9 protein-coding genes are annotated in these 21,104 nt (G+C 65.6%); 3 read left to right on the plus strand and 6 right to left on the minus strand.

What is annotated here, in order from left to right; all coding sequences use genetic code 11:
• Positions 1 to 27: 27 nt before the first annotated feature.
• The 3 genes from C4K39_RS30145 to C4K39_RS30155 form a co-directional block, all read right to left on the minus strand.
• A complete protein-coding gene (locus C4K39_RS30145) occupies positions 28 to 1,077 on the minus strand; it encodes a hypothetical protein (protein WP_068585595.1) in 1,050 nt (349 codons plus the stop codon).
• 54 nt (positions 1,078 to 1,131) lie between these two features.
• Entirely contained in the window at positions 1,132 to 2,169 is a 1,038-nt protein-coding gene (locus tag C4K39_RS30150) for a hypothetical protein (RefSeq protein ID WP_124348199.1), read from the minus strand.
• A gap of 135 nt (positions 2,170 to 2,304) precedes the next feature.
• Positions 2,305 to 15,324 carry a non-ribosomal peptide synthetase gene (locus C4K39_RS30155; RefSeq protein WP_124348200.1) on the minus strand — a complete coding sequence of 4,340 codons (13,020 nt, stop codon included), beginning with the start codon at positions 15,322 to 15,324 and terminating at the stop codon, positions 2,305 to 2,307.
• Positions 15,325 to 15,696: 372 nt separating this feature from the next.
• Between C4K39_RS30155 and C4K39_RS30160 the strand changes: the two genes are divergently transcribed.
• Positions 15,697 to 16,245, plus strand: coding sequence for an RNA polymerase factor sigma-70 (locus C4K39_RS30160; RefSeq protein ID WP_068585644.1), 549 nt, complete (start codon positions 15,697 to 15,699; stop codon positions 16,243 to 16,245).
• A 36-nt stretch (positions 16,246 to 16,281) separates the two neighbouring features.
• Here the strand turns inward: C4K39_RS30160 and C4K39_RS30165 are convergent, their stop codons facing one another.
• The 3 genes from C4K39_RS30165 to C4K39_RS30175 form a co-directional block, all read right to left on the minus strand.
• A complete protein-coding gene (locus C4K39_RS30165) occupies positions 16,282 to 16,638 on the minus strand; it encodes a pyoverdine biosynthesis protein (RefSeq protein ID WP_068585641.1) in 357 nt (118 codons plus the stop codon).
• Between the two features lie 92 nt (positions 16,639 to 16,730).
• A complete protein-coding gene (locus tag C4K39_RS30170) occupies positions 16,731 to 17,525 on the minus strand; it encodes a substrate-binding periplasmic protein (RefSeq protein WP_068585637.1) in 795 nt (264 codons plus the stop codon).
• 96 nt (positions 17,526 to 17,621) lie between these two features.
• Positions 17,622 to 18,245, minus strand: a complete 624-nt coding sequence (locus C4K39_RS30175; RefSeq protein ID WP_068585634.1) for a TetR/AcrR family transcriptional regulator — start codon at positions 18,243 to 18,245, stop codon at positions 17,622 to 17,624.
• 188 nt (positions 18,246 to 18,433) lie between these two features.
• Between C4K39_RS30175 and C4K39_RS30180 the strand changes: the two genes are divergently transcribed.
• Both C4K39_RS30180 and C4K39_RS30185 read left to right on the plus strand, forming a co-directional pair.
• Entirely contained in the window at positions 18,434 to 20,224 is a 1,791-nt protein-coding gene (locus tag C4K39_RS30180; protein ID WP_124348201.1) for an acyclic terpene utilization AtuA family protein, read from the plus strand.
• Positions 20,225 to 20,233: 9 nt separating this feature from the next.
• Positions 20,234 to 21,103: an SDR family oxidoreductase gene (locus tag C4K39_RS30185; RefSeq protein WP_068595479.1), complete on the plus strand. Its 870-nt coding sequence runs from the start codon at positions 20,234 to 20,236 to the stop codon at positions 21,101 to 21,103.
• Position 21,104: the final 1 nt, after the last annotated feature.

The raw sequence follows: 21,104 nt of genomic DNA on the forward strand, positions 1-21,104 counted from the left end.
TGCAGGACTCGGCATTGGCGAGTGGGATCAATCATGCTCGGGGGCTTCGCGAGCCAGGATAACGTCCAGCTCGCCAGCCTCCTCACGTTCCTCAAGAACACCCCTCACCTGATCGATCCACACTTGTTCCGAAGCGATCCCCGCCCACGACTGGCTGCCGAAGCCGTGATACGGCCGGTCGTCGAAGGTGCTGATGAGCAGTTGGTTCAAGCGCGCAGTCTCCAGGTTCTTGCGCTGGATCTGCACCTGCAGCGCCCCCAGGACCTTCTGCTGCTCCTGCGGATTCGGGGCGTAGGCCGTCACCCGCGGCGAGCTGAGCACCAGGAACTGCGGCGGCAGGTTCTCATCGATGGCGGCCTGCAAACGATAATGCCCGTCAAGAATCAGGTAGCTGTTCAGGCCGCTGACATACCACAACAGGATCGGCGGCAAGCTGCCTTCACGGGCCTTCTTGCGCCACCACTTCAGGCGCCCGGCCAGCGGATCGACGCCATGCAGGCCAACCACCGCGCCACCCCCTGCCCAGAGTTCGACCCAACGCGCCGGGCCAGGCTGGCGGTTGTCGAGAATGTTGCGGCCGTCGATGGTCCACTGCGGCATATGGCTCAGGGCATCTTCGCCGCCTTTGAAGTACCACTGGTCGATGCCGCTGGGCAGTGATCGCCCATAGGGGTGGGCAGCAGGCTGCAGGGCCCGCACCAACCAATAGCCGGGGTAGAGAAAATCCGCTTGATGTCGCAGCAACTGCTGGACGAAAAACCGACTCCAGGCCTTGAGCTGCAGGGACGGAGCGAGACGCGAATGTTGTTCCACCTGGGGCGAATCGATGGGCTCGACCAGGGTTTGCGGCAGTTGCCCAAGCAACTGGTTACGCACCAGCCACACCCCGTAGAGACAGCGCGACATGGTGGCCCACAGCAGCGTCTGGCCTCCCACGACCAACTGCATGCGCCGGTTATCGCCACTGAGCAGGCGCAGGTTCGGCTTGCCGTTGGCCGGGTGCCTGACGTCCACCCCAAGGCCGCTCCAGTTGCCAGCCAGATCCTCGATATCCCGCCAGAAAACCTGTTCCACCATCGTCCCTAATCCCCTGCCCTGTGGCGCGCGGGCGCGACTATAACAGAGGCCCCGTCAGCCACGCCGGGCAATCACTGCGTCCACCTCACCTTCGAGCCCCTGCCCGATCAGGCACTGGCGCACCTCATCGCACCACTGTTCCTGGGGTTCATTGCCGGCCCAGGCCTGGGTCGCGCTGACGTAGTGCGGCCGATCGTCGAAAGCCTGGATCAGCACCCGGTTGAGGTTCTCGGTACTCAAGGCCTTGTTGCGTGGCACCGCATCGCCACGCTTGTGCAGCGAATCCATGACCCGTTGCCGATGCTCGAGGCTCGGCGTGAAGTCACGCGCGCGGGTAGCACTGAGGACGATGAAGGACGGCGCGAGATTTTCCGCGATGGCGGCCTGCAAACGGTAGTGCCCATCGATCACCAGGTAGGACGCCAGTCCGCCGACGTACCACAACAGCACCGGTGGCAGGCTGTCCTCCCGGGCCTTCTTGCGCCACCACTTGAGCCGCCCCGCCTGTGGATCGACGCGATGCAGGCCGATGAGCTTGCCGCCGCCGTGCCACCAGTCGATCCACTCCAGGGTCTGGGGTTGCAGGTTGTCGAGAAAGTCCTCGCCATACAGGAACCAGCTGGGCACGTGGGTCAACGGGTCGACCCTCGAGGTGAAGCGCCATTTGTCCAGGCCGTGGCCGGTACTGGACGGCTCCGGCACCAGGCCCTGGGCCAGCCAGTAGCCAGGGGTGAGGAAGTGCCGGGCACTGGCGCCCAGACGGCTGACGAAATAGCGGCTCCAGGCCTTGATCCGCAGCTCGGGCGCCAATGCCGCGTGCTGTTCGACGGTGGGTGAGTCGATGGGGGCGAGCAACCGGCATTCAGCGCCATCGACCAGCGGCTTGCGCACCAGCCAGACACCGCCATGGTCCCGGGCAATGGTGGCCCAGAACAGCGGTGTGTCATGGTGCATCAGCTTGAACCGGGCATTCGCGCCGGTGCGCAGGTACAGCGGCGGCTTGTCCGTGGCGCCGGGTTCGACCTCGACGCCCAGGCCGCTCCAGTGGCCCAGGGTGTCTTCGATATCGTGCCAGTAAAGCTGCTCTGCCATGGTTCCGGTCCTTGAATGAAAACGCCCGGCGCAGGTACGTGGACCTGGGCCGGGCGCGATCATAACAGAGGGCTTGAGGGGCTATTGGCCAACAGAACCTGACTGGCCAGCGAACAAGGCCCCGTCACCCTTGGGTCACAAGCCCTCCAGCTCAGCCATCAGGTCGCTCAGGCGATCGACCTTCTCCTCGCTGATTTCATTGGCCCCCAGTCCGTCGATGTAGGCCGCCAGCTCCTGCACCGTGCTGCATTCGAACATCGCCCGCAGTGGCACGTTGCGTTGCAGGGTCTTCTGTACCCGCGAGGCAATCTGGGTAGCCAGCAGCGAGTGCCCGCCCAACTCGAAGAAGTTGTCGCGCACCCCCACCCGTTCCACCTTGAGCACTTCGGCCCAGATGTCCACCAGGGTCTGCTCCAGCTCGCTGCTCGGGGCCAGGTAGTCCTGGCTCTGCAACTGGCCGATCTCCAGGGCCGGCAGGGCCTTGCGATCGAGCTTGCCGTTGGCGTTGAGCGGCAGGCGCTCCAGCCACAGCCAGTGCAGCGGCACCATGTACTCCGGCAACTCGGCGCGCAGGCGCGGCTTGATCCGCTCCAGGCACTCGCTTTGCCCCAGGCCCGAATCGCTGGCAACCAGGTAGCCCACCAGGTGCTTGCCATTGACGCCCTCCTGCACCCCGACCGCGGCATCGCGCAGCTCCGGTTGTTCGTGCAGGCGCGCTTCGATCTCGCCCAGTTCGATGCGGTAGCCACGGATCTTCACCTGATGGTCGATCCGCCCGACGTACTCCAGCACGCCGTCGCTGCGCCGGCGTGCCAGGTCGCCGGTGCGGTACAGGCGTTCGCCCGCAGCACCGAACGGATGGGGCACGAAGGCTTGCACAGTGCGCAACGGGTCGCTGACGTAGCCACGGCCGACACCGGTACCGGCCACGCACAGCTCGCCCACCGCACCCAGGGGCACCAGCTCCAGGGCTTCGTCCATCAGATACAACAGGTTGTTATCGGTGGGCGTGCCGATGGGCAGGTAGCTGCCCCGGGTCGAGGCCAGGTCCACGCGGAAGAAGGCCACGTCGTCGGAGCACTCCGCCGGGCCGTAGGCGTTGACCAGGCCGATCTGTGGATAACGTAGCAGCCACTGGTGCGCCAGCTCCGGTGGCATGGCCTCGCCGGTGGGCAGCATCCAGCGCAGGCCGTCCAGGGCGATGGCGTCCTGGGCCAGCATGCCCTGGATCAGCGACGGCACGCTCTCCAGCACCGTGATGCCCTGCTCCTGGACATGGGCCAGGAGCCCCTGGGGATCATGGGCGATGGTATTGGGCACGATGTCCACCCGAGCGCCGAACAGCGGCGCGGCAAGGAACTGCCAGACCGAGATATCGAAGCTCTGGGAGGCGGTCTGGGCGATCACATCGGCCTCACTCAGTTGCAGGTACGGCACCTTGCTCAACTGGTTGTTGAGCATGCCGCGCTGCTCCACCATCACGCCCTTGGGCAGGCCGGTGGAACCGGAGGTGTAGATCACGTAGGCGAGGTTGTCCGCACGGCTGTAGCGTCCGGGATTGTCCTCGCGCCCAGCCCCGGCCTGGACGTCTTCCCAGACCAGCAGGCGCGGACGACCGGCGCAGCCGAACTCGTCCAGCAGGGCCTGGGCCTGTTCACGGCAAGCCTGGGTACAGACCAGGATCGGCGTGCGACTGAGCTCGATGATGCGGCCCAGGCGCTGGCCCGGCAGGCCCGGGTCCAGGGGCAGGTAGCCGGCCCCGGCCTTGAAGCTGCCGATGATCATGCCCAACAGCTCCAGGCCACGCTCGGCCAGCAGGGCCACCGGCTGGTCGAAGTCCACGCCCTGGGCCACCAGGGCATGGCCCAGGCGGTTGCTGCGCAGGTTCAACTCGGCATAGCTATGGCTCTGTTCCAGGCAGCTGGCGGCAATACGCTGCGGATGCGCGGCCACCTGGGCCTCGAACAACTCCACATAGCTGCGCTCCAGCGGGTACTGGTGCTGGCTCTGGTTGCAACCGGCCAGCAGGAAATCACGCTCCTCCTCGCCCAGCAACGGCAGCTCGGCCATGTCGCCATTAAAGCCCTGTATCAGCGCCAGCAGCAGGCGCTTGAACTCGCCCAGCATGCGCTCGATGGTCGTCAGCTCGAAGTAGCGCTGGTCATAGGACAGGTGCAGCCCCAGGTCGTCCCCCGGGTAGCAGACGGCCGTGATCGGGAAGTTGGTGTGGGTACGGCCGGAATCCGAAGTGGCGTTCAGGCTCTGGGCCCGGTCCAGTACCGAGACCTCCACCGGGGCGTTCTCGAACACGAACAGGCTGTCGAACAGCGGCTGGCCCTTGGGCAGCTCGCTGGTTTCCTGGATCGCCACCAGCGGCAGGTACTCGTACTCCCGCAGCTGCATGTTGCTATCCAGCAACTGGCCCAACCATTGGCGCACGCTGCAGCGCTGGCCATCCTCAGGCAACTTGACCCGCAGAGCGATGCTGTTGATGAACAGGCCGACGGTGCGCTGCATCTGCGGCATGTCCACCGGCCGCCCGGCCACGGTGACGCCGAACAGCACGTCACGGTCGCCGCTCATGCGCCGCAGGACCAGGGCCCAGGCCGCCTGGGCGAAGGTGTTGACGGTCAACTGGTGCTGCTGCGCCAGCTCGCGCAATTGCGCACCGTCCCGTGGATCGAGCCGGGTGTAGCAGTCGCCGACGATCATGCCGCCGCTGTCGCCGGCATGCTCGCGCAGGAACGGCCGGTCGCTGGGGATCGGCGTGGTGCGTTCGAAGCCCGCGAGATTCTGCCGCCACCACTGGCGCGCCTCGGCCAGGCTCTGGTGTTGCAGCCAGCCGATGTAGTCGCGGTAGCGCGGCGGTACAGCCAACTGCGCCTCGCGGCCTTCGCCCAGGGCGGTGTAGATCTCGAAGAAGTCGTTCATCAACAACGAGCGGCACCAGGCATCGATGAGAATGTGGTGGTTGCTCATCATGAACCAGTAGCGCGCGGCGCCGACACGGATCAGCCGCAGGTGGAACGGCGCCTGGTTGAGCAGATCGAAACCGGCCTCGCGCTCGGCTTTGTGCAGGGCTTGCAGACTGGCTTCTTGTTCAGCCTCCGGCGCATCGCTCCAGTCCAGGTACTCGATCGGCGTGCTGCCCGGCTTGTGGATAACTTGCAGCATGTCCTCGCCCACGTTCCAGCAGAACGAGGCGCGCAGGGCTTCATGCCGGGCCACCACGGCCTGCCAGGCCTGGGCGAAGCGCTCGGGGTCCAGTTCACTGTTGATGCGGTAGCGGTCCTGCATGTAGTAGAGACCGGTACCCGGCTCCAGCAGGGTGTGCAGCAACATGCCTTCCTGCATCGGCGTCAGCGGATAGACATCCTCGATCTGCGCCGCGGGTACTGGCAGGGCATCGAGCTGGGCCTGGGTCAAGCGCGCCAGGGGGAAGTCCGACGGCGTCAAGCCACCGGCATCATCCTTCAGGCAATGGGTGATCAGGCTCTGCAGCTCACCCAGGTAGGCCGCCGCCAGCTCGGCAATCAGCTCAGGGTCGAAGCGCTCGACGCTGTAGGTCCAGCGCAGCACCAGTTCACCGCCGTAGACCTGGCTGTCGATGCTCAGCTCGTTGGGCAGCGGTGCCTCCAGGGCATGGGCCGGGCCGACTGACTCGTCCAGCGGACGCAGCAGCGCATCGCTACCGAAGCTCTGGTCGAACTGCCCCAGGTAGTTGAAGGTCACCGGCGCCAGCGGCAGCGCCGCCAGGGCCGCTCGGCAGGCGTCATCGGCCAGGTAGCGCAGCACGCCATAGCCCAGGCCCTTGTGCGGCACACCGCGCAATTGCTCCTTGATCGCCTTGATCGAGGCGCCCTGCCCGGCGGCTTCTTCTACCTGTAACGGCGTCAGGCGCAGCGGATAGGCGCTGGTGAACCAGCCCACGGTGCGGGTCAGGTCGATCTCGTCGAACAACGCCTCGCGGCCGTGTCCTTCCAGTTGCACCAGTGCCGAAGGCTGCCCGCTCCAGCGGCACAGCACCCGGGCCAGGGCGGTAAGCAGCAGGTCGTTGACCTGGGTGCGATAGGCCGCCGGGGCCTGTTGCAGCAGTTGACGGGTGCGCTCGGCATCCAGGGTCACGCTGTGGCTGCGGGCATGCTGGTGTTGCTGGCCACCGTCCGGCTGCAACCCTGGCAATTGCGCCGCCGGGCCGGCCAATTGCTGTTGCCACCAGTCCAGTTCCTCACGCAGCGACTCACTGCCGGCGTAGGCCTGCAAGCGGCTCGACCAGTCGCGCAGGGCGCTGGTCTTGGCCGGCAACTGCACGGCCTGGCCCGCCTCCAACTGGCGATAGACGTTCTGCAGATCCTCCAGCAGTACCCGCCAGGACACGCCGTCCACCACCAGGTGGTGGATGGCCAGCAGCAGCCGCTGCTCACCCTCCGGACCGTCCACCAGCACCGCGCGCAGCAGCGGTCCATGCTCCAGGTCGAGGCTGCGCTGGGCGTCGGCGAACAAGGTTTCGCAGGTCGCCATGGACGGCACCCGTACCTGCCACAGCAACGGCGCATCGGACAGCGGCAAGTACTCGGCGCGCCATTGTTCGTTGCTCTGGTTGAAGCGCAGGCGCAAGGCGTCGTGTTGTTCCACCACCGCCAGCAGTGCCTGCTCCAGGCGCTGGGCATCCAGGGGCGTTACCGGCTCCAGCAGCAGCGCCTGGTTCCAGTGCTGCGGCTGCGGGATGCGGCTATCGAAGAACCAATGCTGGATCGGGGTCAGAGGTGCCTCGCCGCTGAGCAGTCCTTGCTCGGCGCTGATGCGCTGGCTGCGGCTGGCCACTCGCGCCAGGGTCTGCACGGTCTGGTGCTGGAACAAGTCACGCGGGGTGAAATGGATGCCCAGTTGGCGGGCGCGACTGACCACCTGGATCGACAAGATCGAATCGCCGCCCAGTTCGAAGAAGTTGTCGTTGAGGCCCACTTGCTGCACGTTCAGCACATCGCACCAGATGCGCGCCAGGCTCTGCTCCAACTCGTTGCTCGGGGCCGCGTACTGCTGGCGATTGAGCTCCGGGTCCGGCACCGACAAGGCCCGGCGATCGAGCTTGCCGTTGGCGGTCAGCGGCATGCTGGACAGCAGGATCAGGTGAGTCGGCACCATGTAGTCGGGCAACTGGGTCTTCAACTGCTGCTTGAGGGCTTCCCGCAGCTCGGCTTGCGCCGCCTCGTCCTGCCCGGCGACCTCGGTCACCAGGTAACCTGCCAGTTGCTTGCCCGATGGCGCATCCAGCGCCAGCACCACCGCTTCGCGTACCGCAGGATGATCCAGCAAGCGGGATTCGATTTCCCCCAGCTCGATACGGAAGCCGCGGATCTTCACCTGATGGTCGACCCGGCCGATGTATTCCACCTGACCGTCGGCGCACTGGCGCACCAGGTCGCCGGTGCGATACAGGCGACCGCCGGCGCCGCTGAACGGGTCGGCGACGAAACGCTCGGCGCTGAGGCCCGGGCGACGATGGTAGCCCTGGGCCAGGCCCGCGCCGCCGACATACAACTCACCGGTCGCGCCTTGGGGCACCAGCGCCAGGTCGGCATCGAGGATATAGGCCACCCGCGCACCGACGATGCTGCCGATGGGCACGCTGGCCACGCCTTCGGCCAACTGCTCCGGCGCCAGGCTGGCCAATGGCATGACCACGGTTTCGGTCGGACCGTAGGCGTTGAAGAACAGGCTCGGCTGGAAGGCCGCGCGAATGCGTTGCAGGTGCTCGCCAGTCAGGGCTTCGCCACCGGTAATGCACATGCGTACTGCCAGGGTTTGCTGCTGGGTCGCCAGGTGCTGGGCCAACTGGCTGCCATAGCTGGGGGTGAAGCCCAGGATGCTGACCCGATGCTGGCGGATCAACTGGCAGATTTCCTCGGCGTCCCACTGGCCCTGGGCCCGCAACACCACCTGGGCACCGCTGAGCAACGGCACCAGCAAGCGCTCGGTAGCGGCGTCGAAGTTGATGGAATAGAAGTGCAGCTCGCAATCGTCGGCACGCATGCCGAACCGGCGGATCACCGCCTGGCAATGCATGGCGATTTCCCCATGGGAGACCACCACGCCCTTGGGCAGGCCGGTGGAGCCGGAGGTGTAGATCAGGTAGGCCTGGTGTTGCGGCAGGCTGACCAAAGGCAGCTCGCTGGCCGGGTAGTCGGCCAGTAGTGCACCGTCTTCCTCCAGGCACCAGCGCGCCACGCCTGCCGGCAGTTCGCCGAGGGCCTGGAACATCCGCGCATCGCTGAGCAGCAGGCCGATGCCGCTGTCCTCGATCATGTAGTGCAGGCGATCCAGGGGGTATTCCGGGTCCAGCGGTACATAGGCGCCGCCGGCCTTGAGGATCGCCAGCAGGCCGATCACCATTTCCAGCGAGCGCTCCAGCGCCAGGCCGACCCGCACCTGCGGGCCCACCCCACGTTCGCGGAGCATCCAGGCCAGGCGATTGGTGCGGCTGTCCAGTTCGCTGTAGCTCAGGGTCTGGCCGGCGAAGGTCAGCGCCGGGGCATCCTGGCGAGCCCGGGCCTGCTGGCTGAACAACTGCTGGATGCATTGGTCCAGGCGCTGCTCGCCGGCTTCGCTGCCCAGGCTATCGAGCAGTTGGCGCTGCTCGTCTGGCTGCAGCAATGGCAGTTCGCACAGGCGCTGTGCCGGATCGCCCAGCAACGCCTCCAGCAGGTTGCGCCAATGGGCAGCCATGCGCGCGATGCGCGGCTCGTCGAACAGATCGGTGCTGTAGGTCAGGCAGCAGCCCAGGCGTTGGTCCAGGTCGGTGACTTCCAGGTTGAGGTCGAACTTGGTGGCCCGGGCATCGTTGACCAGGTACTCCACGGTCATGCCCGCCAGTTGCCGGCTCTGCTGGAACTCCCAGCGCTGGACGTTGCACATCACCTGGAACAGCGGGTTGTAGGCGGCGCTGCGCGGCGGTTGCAGGGCCTCCACCAGATGGTCGAACGGCAGGTCCTGGTGGGACTGGCCCTCGATCACCGTCTGGCGTACCTGCTCCAGCAACTGGCCGACGCTCATCTGTCCATCCAGCTGGCAGCGCAGCACCTGGGTATTGAGGAAAGCCCCGATCAGGCCTTCGCTTTCCGGGCGGATACGGTTAGCCACTGGCGCGCCGATGCGCAGGTCGGTCTGGCCGCTGTAGCGATACAGCAGCACCGACAGGGCGGCGGTCATGGTCATGAACAGGGTCAGGCCCTGCTCGGCATTGAAAGCCCGGACCCGGGCCGCCAGTGCGTCGCCAAGATCGAAGCGATAGAGCTCGCCCTGGTGGCTCTGTACCGCCGGCCGCGGCCGGTCGCTGGGCAGCTCCAGCAATGGATGCTCGCTGCCCAGTTGCCCGGTCCAGTAGTCCAACTGGCGCTGGCGTTCGCCGGACTCCAGCCACTGGCGCTGCCACACGCTGTAGTCCAGGTACTGCACCGGTAGCGGTTCCAGCGGCGAATCGCGATCGTCGAGGAAGGCTTCGTACAGCGCTCCCAGCTCACGGGCGAAGATGTCCATGGCCCAGCCTTCGGTCACGATGTGGTGCAGGGTCAGGACGAAGTAGTGTTCCTGATCACCGGCCTTGACCAGGCAGGCCCGTAGCAAAGGGCCGGTTTCCAGGTCGAAGGGCTGGTGCGCCTCGCTGTCCGCCAGTTGCTGCAGGCGCTGTTGCCGCGCCTCGGGAGCCAGGGCCGAGAAGTCCTTCCAGGCCATGCGCAGGCCGGTGTCGGCATGTACCTGCTGGCGGGCCACGCCGTTGATGCTGGGGAAGGTGGTGCGCAGGGTTTCATGGCGCAGGATCAGCGCTTGCAAGGCCGCCTCGAAACGCCCGACATCCAGCACACCGCTCAGCCGCGCCATGCCGCCGACGTTATAGGCCGGGCTGTCCGGCTCCATCTGCCAGAGGAACCACATACGCTGCTGGGAATAGGACAGCGGCACCGGCTGGCTGCGATCGACCTGGGCGATCGGTGGCTGCTGGTTGTGCGCCCCGGTCTCCTGGATCAGTCGCACCTGTTCGGCAAAGGCCCCCAGCTCGCTGGCTTCGAACAGCACGCGCAGGGGCAGCTCCACATCACAGGCCTGGCGAGTGCGGGAAATGATCTGGGTGGCCAGCAACGAATGGCCGCCCAGGGCGAAGAAATCGTCCGTCAGGCCGATGCGCGGCTGGCCCAGCACCTCGCGCCAGATCGCCGCGATCTGCTGCTCCAGCTCGGTGTCGGGCTCGACATGCTCACGCACCTGCCATTGCGGCTCGGGCAGTGCCCGGCGATCCAGCTTGCCACTGGGGCTCAGGGGCATGGACTCAAGGCGCACCAGTTGCGCCGGCACCATGTATTCGGGCAGCTCGGCGGCCAGGGCGGTTTTCAGGCGCGTGCTCTGCTGTTGTTCATCTTCATCGTCGGCATGGGCCGTGTAGTAGCCGATCAACTGCGCTCCGGCCTGGGTCTTACGCACCAGCACCGCGGCCTGGGCTACGCCGTCCTGGGCGAGCAGGCGCGCTTCGATCTCCTGGGGTTCGACCCGGAAGCCCCGCAGCTTGACCTGCTGGTCGAGGCGACCGAGGTATTCCAGTACGCCATCGGCGCACCAGCGCACCCGGTCGCCGGTACGGTACAGGCGCGCCCCATCGGCACTCAGTGGATCGACGACAAACCGCTCGGCACTCAGGGCGGCCCGCCCCAGGTAGCCCCGGGCCAGGCCCTGGCCGCTGATGCACAGCTCGCCGGGTACTCCAGCCGGCAGCACGTTGAGTTCGGCATCCAGCACGCGGCAGATCACGTTGCCCAAGGGACGACCGATGGGCGAGCGCTCGCCGTCAGCCACCGCGCAGTGCCAGTGGGTGACGTTGATTGCGGTTTCGGTCGGGCCATAGCGGTTGTGCAGTTGCACGCCCGGCAGTTGTTCGAGCAGGCGATTGCGCAACTCGGCGGGCAAGGCTTCGCCACCGGAGAACACCCGGCGCAGGCTATGGCAGCCGGCGCTGAGCGGCTCATCGACAAACAGTTGCAACAGCGGCGGGACGAAGTGCAGCGTGGTCACGCCATGCGTCTGCACCAGTTGGGCGATACGGTGCGGGTCGCGATGCTCGCCGGGAGCGGCAATGAGCAAGCGGCAGCCGGTGATCAGCGGCCAGAAGCATTCCCATACCGATACGTCGAAGCTGATCGGGGCTTTTTGCATCAGCACATCGTCAGCCTGCAACTGGTAGCTGTCCTGCATCCATTGCAGGCGCTCCATCAGCGCGGCGTGGGTATTGCCGACGCCCTTGGGTTGGCCGGTGGAACCGGAGGTGTAGATCACATAGGCCAGGTTGTCGCCATGCAGGTGCAGGCCCGGGGCCTGGCTCGGCCAGTTGTCGAGCTTGAGGCTGTCCATGGCGATGGCGCTGACACCCTCGATGGCCGGCATGCGCTCGAGCAGGTGGGTCTGGGTCAGCAGCAGCTCGACGCCGCTGTCGCCAAGCATGTAGGCCAGGCGTTCGGCGGGGTAGTCCGGGTCCAGGGGCACATAGGCACCGCCGGCCTTGACGATGGCCAGCAGGCCGATCAGCAGTTGCGGCGAACGCTCGGCGGCGATGGCCACGCACACGTCGGGGCCGACCCCCTTGTCCCGCAGGTAGTGGGCCAGGCGGTTGGCCTGGGTGTGCAGTTCGGCAAAACTCAACTGGCCACCCTCCCACACCAGCGCGGTGCGTTCCGGGGTCAGCTGCCATTGTTCATGCAGGCGCTCCGGCAGCCAGCGCTCGGCCGGCGCACAGGGGGCCACGCTCCACTGTTGCAGCTGCTCGGCCTCTGCCTGGCTCAAGAGCGGCAGGTCGCCCAGGGCCGCCTCAGGTTGCTGGCAGGCATATTCCAGCAGGCTGATGAAGTGTCCGGCCAGGCGCTCGATGGTGGCCGCCTCGAACAGCTCGTCGGCGTAGTCGAAGGCCAGGCTCAGGCGTCCGTTGCGATCTTCCTCGGTGTGCAGTTGCAGGTCGAACTTGGCCTCGCGGCTGTGCCACGGCAGCTCTTCGGCCAGCAACCCGGGCAGGCGACGCAGGGCACTGAGGTCGCGTTGCTGGTGGTTGAACATGACCTGGAACAGGCCTTGCTCGCGGGCCTCGGGGAAGGCTTCCAGCAGCTGTTCGAACGGCAGGTCCTGGTTGGCCTGGGCGCCCAGGGCTGCCTGGCGAGTCTGTTGTAGCAACTCGGCGAAGGACTGGCGCCCATGCAACTGGCCGCGCAAGACCTGGGTGTTGATGAAGAAGCCCAGCAAGCCCTGGGTTTCCAGGCGCGGGCGGTTGGCATTGGGCACCCCAACGCGGACATCGCCCTGGCCGGTGTAGCGGTAGAGCAGCGTCTGGAAGGCTGCCAGCAGTAGCATGAATGGCGTCACCTGCTGGGCCTGGGCCGCCTGGCGCACGGCCTCGCTGAGGTTTGCACTCAAGCGCTGGCCGTGGCGCGCAGCACTGTGCCGGACCTGGGCCGAGCGCGGATGATCGGTGGCCAGGCTCAAGGCTGGGGCTTCATCGGCCAGCTGCTGCTTCCAGTAATCCAACTGGCGCTGGCCTTCGCCCTGGGCCAGCCACTGGCGCTGCCAACTGCCGTAGTCGGCGTACTGCAGGGCCAGCGGCGCCAGCTCCAGGGCCTGGCCCTGGGCGAAGGCCGCATACAGGCGCGAGAATTCGTCGATCAGCAGGTTCAGCGACCAGCCGTCGGCAATGATGTGGTGCAGGGTCAGCAACAGTTGATGTTCTTCATCATCCAGGCGCACCAGGGTCGCCCAGTACAAGGGGCCCTTCTCCAGGTCGAACTGGGTGTGGGCCTCATCCTCGCGGATCTGCCGGGCCCGGGCTTCGCGTTCGGCCGGCGGCAGGTCGCTGATGTCGATCAGTTGCAGGTTGAACTCGCAGGGCTCATCCACCTGTTGCAGGGCTTGGCCATCTCGCTCGAAGAAACGCGTGCGCAGGGCTTCGTGACGCTCGAGCAGTTGCTGGAAGCTGGCACGCAGGGCGTCTTCGTCCAGTTCGCCACGCAAGCGCAGGCCACCGGGAATGTTGTAGGCGCTGCTGCATGGGTCCAACTGCCAGGTGATCCACAAGCGATTCTGGGCCAGGGATTGCGGCAACGGCTGCTGGCGCGACAGGGCGTTGATCGCCCCCTGGGCACTGCCACCGTCCTGCTGCAAGCGCGCGACCTCGGCGCTGAACGCCACCAGGGTCGGGGCCTCGAACAACAGGCGCAGCCCCAGTTCCAGGCCCAGCTCCTGGCTCAGGCGGGCCATGACCTGGGTGGCGGCGATGGAGTTGCCACCCAGCAGGAAGAAGTGATCGTCGGCGGCCACCGCAACGCATTGCAGTTGCTCCTGCCAGATGCGCCCGATCAGGGCCTGCAATTCATTGCCTGGCGCTTCGCCGGTGGCGTCCTGGCTCGGCGTCGAGGCATCCGGGAACAGCGCGTAGTAATCCAGGCTGCCATCGGCCAGGCGAGTACGGCAGGCCGAGCGTTGCAGCTTGCCGCTGGAGGTCTTGGGCAAGGCCCCGGGATTGAGCAGCACCACCACGCTGGGCGCTTCCTGGCAGGCTTCGGCGACCGCCTGGCGAATGGCCTTGATCAGCGCCTCGGGCGGCAGGATCTTCTGCACGCTGCGGCTGATTTCAGCGGCGATGCCAATGCCTTCCTGGCCCTGGTCGGTGACCGCGAACGCTGCCACCCGGCCTTTGCGCACCACTTCCACTTCGCGCTCGATGGTCTTCTCGATGTCCTGGGGATACAGGTTGTGCCCGCGCACGATCAGCAGGTCCTTCAGGCGCCCGGTGATGTACAGCTGGCCATCGCGCATGAAGCCCAGGTCGCCAGTGCGCAACCAGGTGCGGCCGGCGTGCTGGACGAACGTCTTGGCGCTCGCTTCGGGGTTGCGCCAGTAACCATGGGCGATGCTCGGCCCGGCGGCCCAGACTTCGCCGATGCGGTTATCGGGCAGCTCGCAAAGCTGCTGCGGGTCCATCAACAGCACCGCGTGCTCCGGCTGGCTGAAGCCGCAGCTCATCATCGCGCTGCCCTGCCCCGGTTCGGCACGGTTCTGCGCCAGGGCCTGCTCGTCCAGGTGCAAGGCCGGGATGCCCTGGCCCCGCACACCACCGGCGACGAACAGGGTGGCTTCGGCCAGGCCATAGGACGCCAGGAAGTTATCGGCAGTGAAACCGCAGGCACTGAACTTCTCGGCAAAGCGCTCCAGGGTGTCCAGGCGGATCGGCTCCGAGCCGGAATAGGCCACGCGCCAACCGCTCAGGTCGAGGCGTTCCAGGGCCGACTCACTGACCCGCTCGCTGCACAGGCGGTAGGCAAAGTCCGGGCCGCCACTGATGGTGCCGCCGTATTCGCTGATGGCTTCCAGCCAACGCAGGGGCCGCCCCAGGAAATAGGCCGGGGACATCAGCACGCAGGGCACGCCACTGAAGATCGGTTGCAGCAGGCCGCCGATCAGGCCCATGTCGTGGTACAGCGGCAACCAGCTGACGATCACATCGTCCGGATTGAGGTCGATGCCGAAGCCGCGACGGATCAGCATCTCGTTGGCCACCAGGTTGCCATGGCTGACCTGCACGCCCTTGGGCAAGGCCGTGGAACCGGAGGTGTATTGCAAGAAGGCGATGTCATCGTCCGCCAACTCGACGGGCTGCCAGCCCTCGGCCAGGGCGCTGTCCAGGGTATCGACGCACAACAGTTGCGGCGCCCCCTCGGCCTTGAGCTCGTCCATCTGCAACAGGGCCTCACGCAGCCCGGCGCTGGTCAGCAGCAGCCGCGGCTCGGCGTCGGCCATGATCGAGATCAGCCGTTCCTGGTGATGGCGCCGGGCCGACTCTGGCGGATAGGCCGGCACCGCGATCACCCCGGCATACAGGCAGCCGAAGAACGCCGCGACGTAGTCCGGGCCGCTGGGGAACAGCAGCACCGCCCGGTCGCCGAACTCGGCATTGGCTTGCAGGGCCGCGGCGATGGTGCGCGCCCGCAGATCCAGGTCCCGGTAACTGAGGACCACGTTCTGCTCCTGGTCTTCGGCGAGGAAACGCAACGCCACTTGATCAGGTGCCAGGACCGCCCGGCGTTGAAGGGCTTGGGCCAGGGTACTGGGGAGTTCGAACGCGTCCGTCATGGGTTTTCCTGCCAGGATTGTGCTTGCAATGGAGAGCGGCCCCTGTCCTGGCATGCCCTGATAACTATCGACGAATCAGACAGTTACAAGTGGACCATGGATCTCAGGAAGGCGCCGTGGCCGGGTCTGTTACCCGGAATCATTCTCCAATGGGAACGGATGACGTCTTGAAATAATTAGTCCGCATCCTGCTCTGCAAACCCTGCTTGGGAACGGAGGCGAGCACCCGTTCGCAATTTGTAAATCAGGAGAGCATTAGTTCTTTTTCTCAATTGACAATCATTATCATTCAGCCTAATTTGTCGCTCGATGTGTAGGACGCGTCTGACGCTTCAGTAGTCCCACTACCCTCTTTGCAACAAGGTGATTTCCATGACGGAACAAGTATCCACAAGCAGGTGCGATTCACCGTTACTCCAGGCATTTGTCGATAACAGGCTGATCCTGGTCAAGATTGCAGCGCGTATCACCGGCTGTCGGTCACGAGCTGAAGATGTGGTTCAAGACGCGTTTTTCCGCTTGCAATCGGCACCGCAAATCACCTCTTCGTTCAAGGCTCAGCTCAGCTATCTGTTCCAGATCGTGCGCAACCTGGCCATCGATCACTATCGCAAGCAGGCGTTGGAACAGAAGTATTCGGGCACCGAAGAGGAAGGTTTGAACGTAGTCGTCCATGGCGCCTCACCTGAAACCTCCCACATGAACTTCTCTACCCTGGAAAATATCGCCGATGCCTTGACCGAGCTGCCAACCCGCACTCGCTACGCATTCGAGATGTATCGCCTGCACGGCGTTCCACAGAAGGACATCGCCAAGGAACTTGGTGTCTCGCCGACCCTGGTGAACTTCATGATTCGCGATGCACTGGTGCATTGCCGCAAAGTCTCGGGTAATCGCCCCGATACCTTCGCCCGTCGCTGAGCCGCGACCGATGCCGGGCTACCCGGCCAATGCCGTTCATCCCTCGAGCAGGCCGCTCTGCCCCAAAACCCGCAAGGCCGCGCGCTTGTGCAGCAGATCAAACTCCCGCTGGCAGTACCGACAACGGTCAGGCCCGGCACAAGCGGACTCATGGACAAACGCCGGGGGCCCTTCGCAACCCGGTGGGTCCAGGTACAAGGCGTGGACCTGGGCCGACAACCAGAATGCCAAGCGTTCCTGCCGTGCCGCTTCGGCGGCCTGGATCTGGATGGAGGGTTCCTGGACGCTGTTCGCCCCTGGCTGGAACAGCGCCTGGCGGGCGGCAATCCCATCGATACCAACCACCATGCTGGCGCGCAGTGCGTCAATGTTCAGCGGGTTCACAAGGGCCATGACCAGATCACCGTCGGTTGGACAATCAACCAAGTGACGTGGGCCATCGAAGAAAATTTAGCCCGCCCGGCCGAACCGCGACAATGTCGGCCTCAGGCCTGAGGCACGGGCGAGACCACGATGCGGTACGGATCGAAGATCTTCAGCAACTGGCCGCTCTCGCGCAGTTTTTGCAGCAACCCGGCAAAGTCCTGGGCCGTGATGGGCGCGTTGGGACGGATCAGCGTGTAGTGGTGGTAGACCTGGTCGATCCGCTCGGAGATCAGCAACTGGTCGGTGCTGTCGATATTGCGTGCCAGGAAGTCGCTGAGATAGGAACGGGTCACCAGGGCGATATCCGCCCTGCCCCGCAGGACCATCAACAGGTTGCTGTCATGGGAATAGGTCAGCGTGGCGTCATAGGTGTCGGTGAGATACTTGGGGTCGGCGTTGAACTGGGCAAAGGCATAGTGATAACCGCTGAACAGCGCCAGGCGCTTGCCCTTGAGATCGGCGAAATAGTCCTGGCCACGCCCGGGCTGGCGCTGGGCGACGAAGATCTCCGCATCCTCGAGCCCCATGTCGACGCTGGTGTGTTCGATACCCTGCCACCCCCAGGCCGGGTTCTCGAAGATCGCCATGTCCACCCGGCCCTGCTGGAAATCCCGGAATCGGCGGGGAATGGAGGTAGGCACCAGGACGAACTGATAATCGCTCTGGGACTGGTTGAGAGCCTCCACCAATTGCGGCAGCAGGCCGGTGTCGGCCCCGGTTTCAGGGCGCACCGTATAGGGTGGGAAGTGCGCCGCGGCGACCCGTACCAGTTGCGCCGGGAAAACCGGGCCGATCCAGAGTGTTGCCAGCGCCAGCAAGAGCATTCGCAAGGCCGATCGCAACGGCAAGGACATCAAGGCAACACACCTCGGACAAAAGAATAGGGATGCCGTAAAGCTAGGCGTTTTCAGTTACGGAGACAATCTCGCAACCGACAATTAATCAGCGCGTCAATGCTCCTTGAGCACCAGCAACAAGGCTTCCTGGGCCAATTGCTCCAGGCTCATGCTGCCCTCGGCGCGAAACCAGGTAGTGGTCCAGGACAGGGCGCCGGTGAGAAAACGGCGGGTGATGAACACATCGCCCTTGATGAATCCTGCCTCCTTGGCCTCCCCCAGTACCTGCAGCCAGATCTGCTCGTAGACGTCGCGCAGGGCCAGGACCGCCGCCTGGCCTTCGGCCGACAGCGAACGCCACTCGTAGACCAGCACCGCCATGGCTTCGCCGCTGCCCCCCATGATCGACTGCAATTCGCAGCGAATCAGTGCCAGCACGCGCTCGCGCACGCTGCCGGCCTCGGCCAGCTCGGCGCGCATCAAGGCCGTGTTGTAGTGAATGGTTTCCTGCATGACCGCCCGCAGGATGTCGTCCTTGCTCTTGAAGTGGTGGAAGATGCTGCCGGACTGGATACCCACCGCACTGGCCAGGTCGCGCACGGTGGTGCGTTCATAGCCCTTGTTGCGAAACAGGTGCGCTGCCGTGCGCAACAACTTGCCCCGCGCACTATCGGGATCGGTCACTTGCCCACTGGCGATCAGCTCGCGTACTACCTGCTGGGCCTTTTGCTCGTCCACCGGTGTTCTCCTACCTTCACTTCATCGATAGCCCTGGGGCCGGGCCCGTTAAAACCGGGCATGCGCGCGCAATTTAAGCTCCTCACGACCCCCAAGCAAGCGCTTGGGTAGAAGAATAGATCAAGGCATTTACAAACCAAGCGCTTGCTTGGTAGCCTCCGTGCAGTTCTTTTCTAGAGAGCCCTGCCATGACCAAGACCGTACGAATCGGCTGCGCCAGTGCCTTCTGGGGCGACACCAGCAGCGCCGCTGCACAACTGGTACAAGGCGCTCGCCTGGACTACCTGGTGTTCGACTATTTGGCCGAAATTACCCTGTCGATCATGGCCGGGGCGCGCATGAAAGATCCTGGCGCAGGCTATGCCACGGATTTCGTCGAAGTCCTCGCCCCGCTACTGGCCTCGATCCATACCCAGAAGATCCGCGTCATCAGCAATGCCGGTGGGGTCAACCCCCAGGCTTGTGCCGACGCGTTGCGCGCCGCCTGTACCAAGGCCGGCGTACCGCTGAAGATTGCCGTGCTGCTGGGCGACGACCTGCAACCACAGCTCAAGGAGCTGGCCGGCGCCGGTATCGAGGAAATGTTCACCGGCGCTCCACTGCCCCCCCTGTGCGTCTCCACCAACGCCTACCTCGGTGCCCCGGGAATAGTCGGCGCCCTGGAACTGGGGGCCGACATCGTCATTACCGGGCGCGGGGTCGACAGCGCCGTGGTCAGCGCCGCCCTGGTGCACGAATTCGGCTGGTCCTGGCAGGACTACGACCGCCTGGCCCAGGCCGCCCTGGCGGGGCACATCATCGAGTGCGGCGCGCAGTGCACCGGTGGCAACTTCACCGATTGGCGCGACGTACCGGACTACGAGCACATCGGCTTCCCCGTGGTGGAGGTCCAGGCCGACGGTCGTTTCGTGGTGAGCAAGGCACCCGGTACGGGCGGCCTGGTCAGCCCGCTGACGGTGGGCGAGCAACTGCTGTATGAGATCGGCAACCCCCAGGCCTACCTGCTGCCGGATGTGATCTGCGATTTTTCCCAGGTGCAATTGCGCCAGGAAGCGGCCGACCGAGTCAGCGTCCAGGGCGCCCGGGGCATACCCCCCAGCCATCAATACAAGGTCAGCGCCACCTACCCGGACGGTTTCCGCTGCACCGCCAGTTGCCTGCTGGCCGGCATCGACGCGGTGGCCAAGGCCCGTCGGGTCAGCCAGGCGATCATCGACAAGACCAGCGAGATGTTCAGCCAGCGCGGCTGGGGCCCCTACAGCGAAGTGAACATCGAACTACTGGGCAGCGAGGCCACCTATGGCCCCCACGGCCAGCGCCAGGACAGCCGCGAAGTGGTGATCAAGCTGGCCGTACGCCATCCGAACAAGGCGGCCCTGGTGCTGTTCTCCCGGGAGATCGCCCAGGCCGCCACCGGCATGGCCCCGGGCCTGACCGGCATCGTCGGCGGGCGGCCGACGGTGTACCCGGTGATCCGCCTGTTCTCCTTCCTGCTGGACAAGGACCGCTGCCACCTGGAAATCGACTTCGCCGGCCAGCGCCATGCCTGCTCCCTGCCAGGGCCCGAGCCGCTGGACCCAGGCGCCCTGCCCGTTCCCCACCCGCTGCCCAGGCCCCAGGGCCAGGCCGATGCCAGCGTGCCCCTGGTCAAGCTGGCGGTGGCCCGTTCCGGCGACAAGGGCAACCACAGCAACATCGGGGTCATGGCCCGCCACCCCGACTACCTGCCGTGGATCGCCGAGGCCCTGGCCCCGGAAGTCCTGGTGGACTGGATGAGCCATGTGCTGGACCCGGTCCACGGCCGGGTCCAGCGCTGGTACCTGCCAGGCACCCACAGCCTCAACTTCCTCCTGGAAAACGCCCTGGGCGGCGGTGGCGTCGCCAGCCTGCGCATCGACCCCCAAGGCAAGGCCTTCGCCCAGCAACTGCTGGAAATCCAGATCCCGGTGCCCCAGCGCATCGCCGACGCCGTCAATTAAGGAGCTGCCGTGGTGTACGACTCGATCTTCAAAACGCAATTGTTTGCCGGCCAGACCATCCTCGTCACCGGCGGCGGCAGTGGCATCGGCCGTTGCACCGCCCATGAGCTGGCGGCCCTGGGCGCCCGGGTGCTGCTGGTGGGGCGCAAAGCGGAAAAACTCCAGCAGGTCGCCGGCGAGATCGCCGAGGACGGTGGGCTGGTGGACTGGCAGGCCTGCGACATCCGCGACGAGGAGGCGGTCAAGGCCCTGGTCGGTGAACTGATCGAGCGCTTTGGCCCGATCCATGGCCTGGTGAACAACGCCGGCGGCCAGTACCCGGCGCCCCTGGCCTCGATCAACCAGAAGGGTTTCGAGACCGTGCTGCGCACCAACCTGGTGGGCGGTTTCCTCATGGCCCGGGAAGTGTTCAACCAGTCCATGAGCAAGCACGGCGGCAGCATCGTCAACATGCTCGCCGACATGTGGGGCGGCATGCCCGGCATGGGTCATTCCGGCGCTGCGCGCTCGGGAATGGACAACTTCACCAAGACCGCCGCCTACGAATGGGGGCATGCCGGGGTACGGGTCAACGCCGTGGCCCCGGGCTGGATCGCCTCCAGCGGCATGGACACCTACGAAGGCGCCTTCAAGGCGGTGATTCCCACCCTGCGCGAGCATGTGCCGCTCAAGCGCATCGGCAGCGAATCGGAAGTCAGCGCGGCCATCGTGTTCCTGCTCAGCCCCGGCGCGGCCTTCATCAGCGGCAGCACCTTGCGCATCGACGGCGCCGCCAGCCTCGGCAGCCGCGCCTGGCCCCTGGGCAAGGCGCGCAACAGCCACTCGTACAACGGTTTTCATCGGGCCTACCTGCCCGATGTGCTCAAGGGCGAGGAATAAG

Origin of the sequence: Pseudomonas sessilinigenes, assembly GCF_003850565.1 — a bacterium.
In the GTDB taxonomy this organism is placed as follows: domain Bacteria; phylum Pseudomonadota; class Gammaproteobacteria; order Pseudomonadales; family Pseudomonadaceae; genus Aquipseudomonas; species Aquipseudomonas sessilinigenes.